The sequence below is a fragment of the Corallococcus sp. 4LFB genome (assembly GCF_046520365.1).
Classification (GTDB): domain Bacteria; phylum Myxococcota; class Myxococcia; order Myxococcales; family Myxococcaceae; genus Corallococcus; species Corallococcus caeni.
The window spans coordinates 1-5,038 of sequence record NZ_JBKGHJ010000556.1 but is presented as its reverse complement, the minus strand read 5'-3'; the positions used below and the strand labels follow the sequence as shown (position 1 = coordinate 5,038).

Genomic DNA, 5,038 nt, shown 5'->3' with positions numbered 1-5,038 from the left:
ACTTCGACGCGGCGGAGCGCGCCTTCCTGCTGACGGTGGGCCGGCTGTGCGCGCAGGCGCTGGACCGGGCGCGGCTGTACGACGAGGAGCGCGCGGCCCGGAGCGTCGCGGAGGCCGCCAGCCGCGCCAAGGACGCGTTCCTCGCCACGGTGTCCCATGAGCTGCGCACGCCGCTCACGTCCATCCTCGGCTGGTCGCAGATGCTGCGGCAGGGCCTGCTGGCGGAGGACAAGCGCCAGCGCGCGGTGGAGGCCATCGAGCGCAACGCCCGCGCGCAAAGACAGCTCATCGAGGACCTGCTCGACATCAGCCGCATCGCCAACGGCCGGCTGCGCCTGGAGCGGGTGCCGCTGGAGCTGGGCAGCGTGGTGGAGGCGGCGCTGGACGCCGTCAGGCCCACGGCGCTCGCGCGCGAGGTGACGCTCACCGTCTCCGTGGACGCGGACGGCGTGCCGCTGTCCGGCGACCCGGACCGCTTGCAGCAGGTGGTGTGGAACCTGCTCTCCAACGCCATCAAGTTCACCCCGCACGGCGGCCACGTGACGGTGTCCGCGCGCACGCGCGACGAGGGCGCGGAGCTGGTGGTGCGCGACGACGGCGAGGGCATCCCGCCCGACTTCCTGCCGCTCCTCTTCCAGCGCTTCCAGCAGGTGGACACCGGCGTGAGCCGCCAGCACGGCGGCCTGGGGCTGGGCCTGTCCATCGTGCGGCACCTGGTGGAGCTGCACGGCGGCGCGGTGACGGCCGCGAGCGAAGGCCTGGGGAAGGGCGCCACGTTCACCGTCCTGCTGCCCTGCTCGCGCGTGGGCAAGGCCCCGGGCTCCTCGCGCGAGCCGCGCCCCGTGGAGGGCCTGACGCTGCCGCGCTTCCCGGAGCTGGAGGGCCAGCGCGTGCTGGTGGTGGATGGCCAGCCGGACGCGCGCGAGTGGATGTCCGTGCTGCTCACCCGCGTGGGCGCGCACGTGCTCACCGCCACCAACGTCACCGACGCCATGGACGAGGTGCGCCGCTCCCCGCCCACGGTGCTGGTGACGGACGTGACGCTGTCCGGCGAGGACGGCTATTCGCTCCTGTACCGGCTGCGCGCGCTGCCGTGGGAGGCCGGAGGCGGCGTGCCCGCGCTCGCCGTCACCGCCGCCGCGCCGCCGGCGAGGACCGCGACCGGGCCCTGCGCGCGGGCTTCAGCGCCTTCGTCACCAAGCCGCTGGACGCGGTGGAGCTGCTCACGGCGGTGGCGCGTCTTGCGCCGGCCCCTCCGGCCAGCTCCTGACGTCGTCGTCCCGGCCCGGCGGCTGGAGGAAGTCCCCCACCTCCTGGGCCAGCCGGGCCCCGCACACGTCGCGCGGGATGATGTGGAAGCCCTCCGGATAGGCCACCAGCCGCACCGCCGGGGACGCCGTCATCCGCCGCGCCAGCCAGCGTCCGCCCTCCGGGTCCACCACGTGGTCCTGCTCCGCGGTGGCCACCAGCACCGGGCAGCGCACCCGCGACGCGTCCGCCACCGCCAGGTCCTGAAGGGTGCACAGGTCGCGCAGCCGGGTCACCGGGAACGCGGGCAGCACGGGCGCCTGCGCCAATGTCCTTGGATCGGAGATGTCCGTGCCGCCCTTGTCCACCCACGGCGTCGTCCACTCCAGCAGCGGCGTGCGGCACAGCTGGCGCACCAGCGCCATGCGCGCGCCCCGGAAGCGGATGGCGGGCGCCACCAGCGCGAGCGCGTGCACGGCCTCCGGCTGGTGCGCGGCCAGCCGCAGCGCCAGGAGCGCGCCCATGGACAGTCCTGCGACGAACACCCGGCGGTACCCGGAGAGCGAGGCCAGCGCTTCGTCCGCGCACGCCTGCCAGTCGCGGTAGTCCACGTCCAGCATCGCCTCCGGCGTGGTGCCGTGGCCCGGGAGCCGGGGCGCCACGACGCGCATCCCCCGCGCCGCCAGGGCCTCGCCCAGGGGGCGCACCTCCCACGGGCTGCCGGTGAAGCCATGCAGGAGCAGGCAGGCGTCCGGCCCCCGCCCCAGCGCGAAGGGCGCGGTGGACTCCCCGTCGATGTCCCGCCAGCGCGTGCTCACCGGGAGGACACTGGCCACGACGGGCCCCAGGCGCTATGCCGCCTGCCTCATGGCGGACACTCCGACGAAGCCCCCCGAAGTGCAGCTCCAGGTGCAGATGACCGAAGAGGTCGCCAATGGCCAGTACAGCAACCTGGTGCTGGTGAACCACACGGACTCGGAGTTCGTCCTGGACTTCCTCTACGTGCAGCCGCAGCAGCCCCTGGCCCGCGTGCGCTCGCGCATCATCACCAGCCCGCGCCACTTGAAGCGCCTGCTGAAGGTCCTCCAGGACAACGTGCAGCACTACGAGGCCCGCTTCGGCCCCATCCCCCCGGGCGAGGACGAAGGCCCCCGGCATTGAAGGGCGGGTCTCCAGGGACTTTCCTGGCGGCCCTTCCCGGCGCACACTGCGGCACCGTGTTCCGCGCTCTCGTGTTCGCCGCTGCCCTGCTGTCCGCCGCCACCGCCTCCGCCCAGTGCACGGGGGACGGCGTGCAGCTGTATCCCGCGCCCGGGGGCATCGTCCCCACCAACATGCGCCTCTTGCTGGAGGGGGTGGGCACCGCGAAGTCGCCGGTGCTGGGGCTGGTGGGCAAGCCGCTGAGGCTGGTCTCCACCGACCACGAGGTGAAGCTCAAGGTCACCAAGGGCTGGGAGAGCAGCCTGGGCCGCGCCACCGTCATCCTCAAGCTGGCGGAGCCGATGAAGCCCGACAAGCGCTACTTCCTGAACCTGCAGGAGGTGCTCCCCAACATCTCCCTGCTCAACGGCCAGGTGGGCGCGCAGCCCTCGTGGCTGAGCGGCAAGGGGCCGGACTCCAAGGCCCCCAAGTGGGTGAAGCGCCCCGCCGTGTCGGAGGGCTTCGTGCGCCGCTCGCCCCAGGGCATCGCGCGCTTCGTGAAGCTCAACCTGGCCCTGCGCGAGGAGAGCCCCGCCTTCCTGGTGGTGAAGCTGTCGCCGCGCCGCCTGGGCCTCTCCCCCCAGCGGTACCTGCTGCCCGTGCAGGGCAACACCGCTTATCTGGGCCATGAGGCCTGCGGCGGGGCGTTCTCGCTGGAGGACGGGCGCAGCTACCGCGCGCGCATCGAGGCCTTCGACGCGGCGGGCAACCTGGCGCCGTCCACGCCCCCCGTGGACTTCGAGGCCCCGTCCGCCCAGGGCCCCTAGTAGTGTTTCCGCCCGTTCAACCCGCGACAGGGAGACAACGGGCATGACGGCGACGGTGGACGTGGAGGGCTTGAAGGGGCGCATGGCCGCCTTCATCCAGAAGCTCCAGGACGACATCTGTGGCGCGCTGGAGACGCTGGACGGCCAGGGCCGCTTCCGCGAGGACGCGTGGACGCGCCCGGGCGGCGGTGGCGGCCGCAGCCGCGTGCTGGAGGAGGGCGCCGTCCTGGAGAAGGCGGGCGTCAACACCTCCATCGTCCACGGCGAGCTGGAGGAGGCCTTCGCGAAGAAGCTCCAGGGCGAGGGGCGCACCTTCTGGGCCGGCGGCCTGTCGCTGGTGCTGCACCCGCGCAGCCCGCACGTGCCCACGGTGCACGCCAACTACCGCTTCATCCAGCAGGGCGGCCGCGCGTGGTTCGGCGGCGGCGCGGACCTGACGCCGTACTACCTGCACGACGAGGACGCGGCCCACTTCCACCGCGTGCACAAGGCCGCGTGCGACGCGCACGACCCCACGTACTACCCGCGCTTCAAGGCCGCGTGCGACCACTACTTCCACCTGCGCCACCGGGGCGAGGCGCGCGGCGTGGGCGGCCTCTTCTTCGAGAACATGGGCGGCGACCTGGAGCGTGAGTTCGCCTTCGTGCAGGCGTGCGGCAACAGCTTCATCCCCGCGTACCTGCCCATCGCGCGGAAGCACAAGGACACGCCGGTGACGGAAGAACAGCGCTTCTGGCAGGAGGTGCGCCGGGGCCGCTACGTGGAGTTCAACCTGGTCTACGACCGGGGCACCATCTTCGGCCTGGAGACGCAGGGGCGCACGGAGTCCATCCTCATGTCGCTGCCGCCGCGCGTGCGCTGGCGCTACGACCACCACCCGGAGCCCGGCACCCCGGAGGCCCGGCTGGTGGAGGTGCTGCGCAACCCGAGGGAGTGGGCCTGATGTCCGAGTCTTCGAAGCCCGGGGAGCCCGGCCCCTCGAAAGCGCGCAACACGGGCGTGCGCCTGGGCATCGCCGTCACCGTGTTCGCGGCGATGGCCGCCACCGCCCTGTTCATGATGCAGCTCCCGGCGATGAAGGGCGGCGGGGCCGCGTCCCCGGAGCAGGTGTCCAACGAGGCCCGCATCCAGGTGCTGGCCCTGTGCGACGCGGTGCAGGGCTTCCGCGACGAGCACGGCGACTACGTGCCCATCGCGCCCTATCCCGTCCCCGTGCCCCAGCGGGGGGAGGCCGTGCCCTTCCCGCAGGACCACGAGGACTTCCACCGCATCGGCTTCGACCCCGGCCCCGCCGTGCACCTGCAGTACGAGGTGCGGGTGGAGGAGAGCCCCGTGGGCGAGCCGGAGGTGTCCTGCCTGGCCCGCGCGGACACGGACGGCGACGGCCTCAACGCCGTCTACCGCATCCGTCTGGATGCCAACGGGATGACCAGCCCCGTGCAGGTGGAGCACGAGGGCGAGTAGCCCCCCATGCAACTCCGGGTTCTCGTTGTGAGAGAATCCAGGCAATGGGAAACGTCGGCGACATCCGCGGCCCTCGCGTGGGTGGGACTCAAGGCCCCGGCGGGCCCCGCTCCGGCGGTGGGCCCTCGGGGCCCGCGCCCACGTCGCCAGCCTCTCCGTTCCGCGATGACGGGATGGAGACCTCCACCGCTACCCCCTCGCCCGGGGACCGCACCCGCATCGGGGCCCCGCCCGTGGGCCTTCCTCCGGAGGCGGACGGCGGCGCGTCTCTTGAGCCTGGAGGCGAGCCGGGCTCCCCGGCGGCGAGGCGATGGAGCCCGGCGGCGAAGGCCTGGAGCCCGGCGCCTCCCCGGACGGCG

The 5,038-nt window shown here is 73.3% G+C and carries 5 protein-coding genes and 1 pseudogene; 5 read left to right on the top strand and 1 reads right to left on the bottom strand.

Annotated features, from left to right (window positions below):
- Positions 1–35: 35 nt before the first annotated feature.
- A pseudogene (locus tag ACLEQD_RS36715) lies at positions 36–1,082 on the top strand (ATP-binding protein); the annotation flags it as partial.
- Between the two features lie 141 nt (positions 1,083–1,223).
- Here ACLEQD_RS36715 and ACLEQD_RS36710 read toward each other — a convergent pair.
- The gene (locus tag ACLEQD_RS36710) at positions 1,224–2,045 is read right to left on the bottom strand and encodes an alpha/beta hydrolase (RefSeq protein WP_410390546.1); all 822 of its coding nucleotides are present in this window, start codon (positions 2,043–2,045) and stop codon (positions 1,224–1,226) included.
- Between the two features lie 70 nt (positions 2,046–2,115).
- Between ACLEQD_RS36710 and ACLEQD_RS36705 the strand changes: the two genes are divergently transcribed.
- The 4 genes from ACLEQD_RS36705 to ACLEQD_RS36690 are packed head-to-tail and all read left to right on the top strand — an operon-like array spanning position 2,116 to position 4,679.
- A complete protein-coding gene (locus ACLEQD_RS36705) occupies positions 2,116–2,409 on the top strand; it encodes a DUF3467 domain-containing protein (RefSeq protein ID WP_410390544.1) in 294 nt (97 codons plus the stop codon).
- Between the two features lie 56 nt (positions 2,410–2,465).
- Complete coding sequence (locus ACLEQD_RS36700) at positions 2,466–3,215, top strand: hypothetical protein (protein ID WP_410390545.1); 750 nt, start codon at positions 2,466–2,468, stop codon at positions 3,213–3,215.
- 43 nt (positions 3,216–3,258) lie between these two features.
- Entirely contained in the window at positions 3,259–4,158 is a 900-nt protein-coding gene (gene hemF, locus ACLEQD_RS36695) for an oxygen-dependent coproporphyrinogen oxidase (protein WP_410390543.1), read from the top strand.
- Positions 4,158–4,679: a hypothetical protein gene (locus ACLEQD_RS36690; protein WP_410390542.1), complete on the top strand. Its 522-nt coding sequence runs from the start codon at positions 4,158–4,160 to the stop codon at positions 4,677–4,679. Before hemF ends, ACLEQD_RS36690 begins: the two co-directional genes overlap by 1 nt.
- The last annotated feature ends 359 nt before the right edge of the window (positions 4,680–5,038 follow it).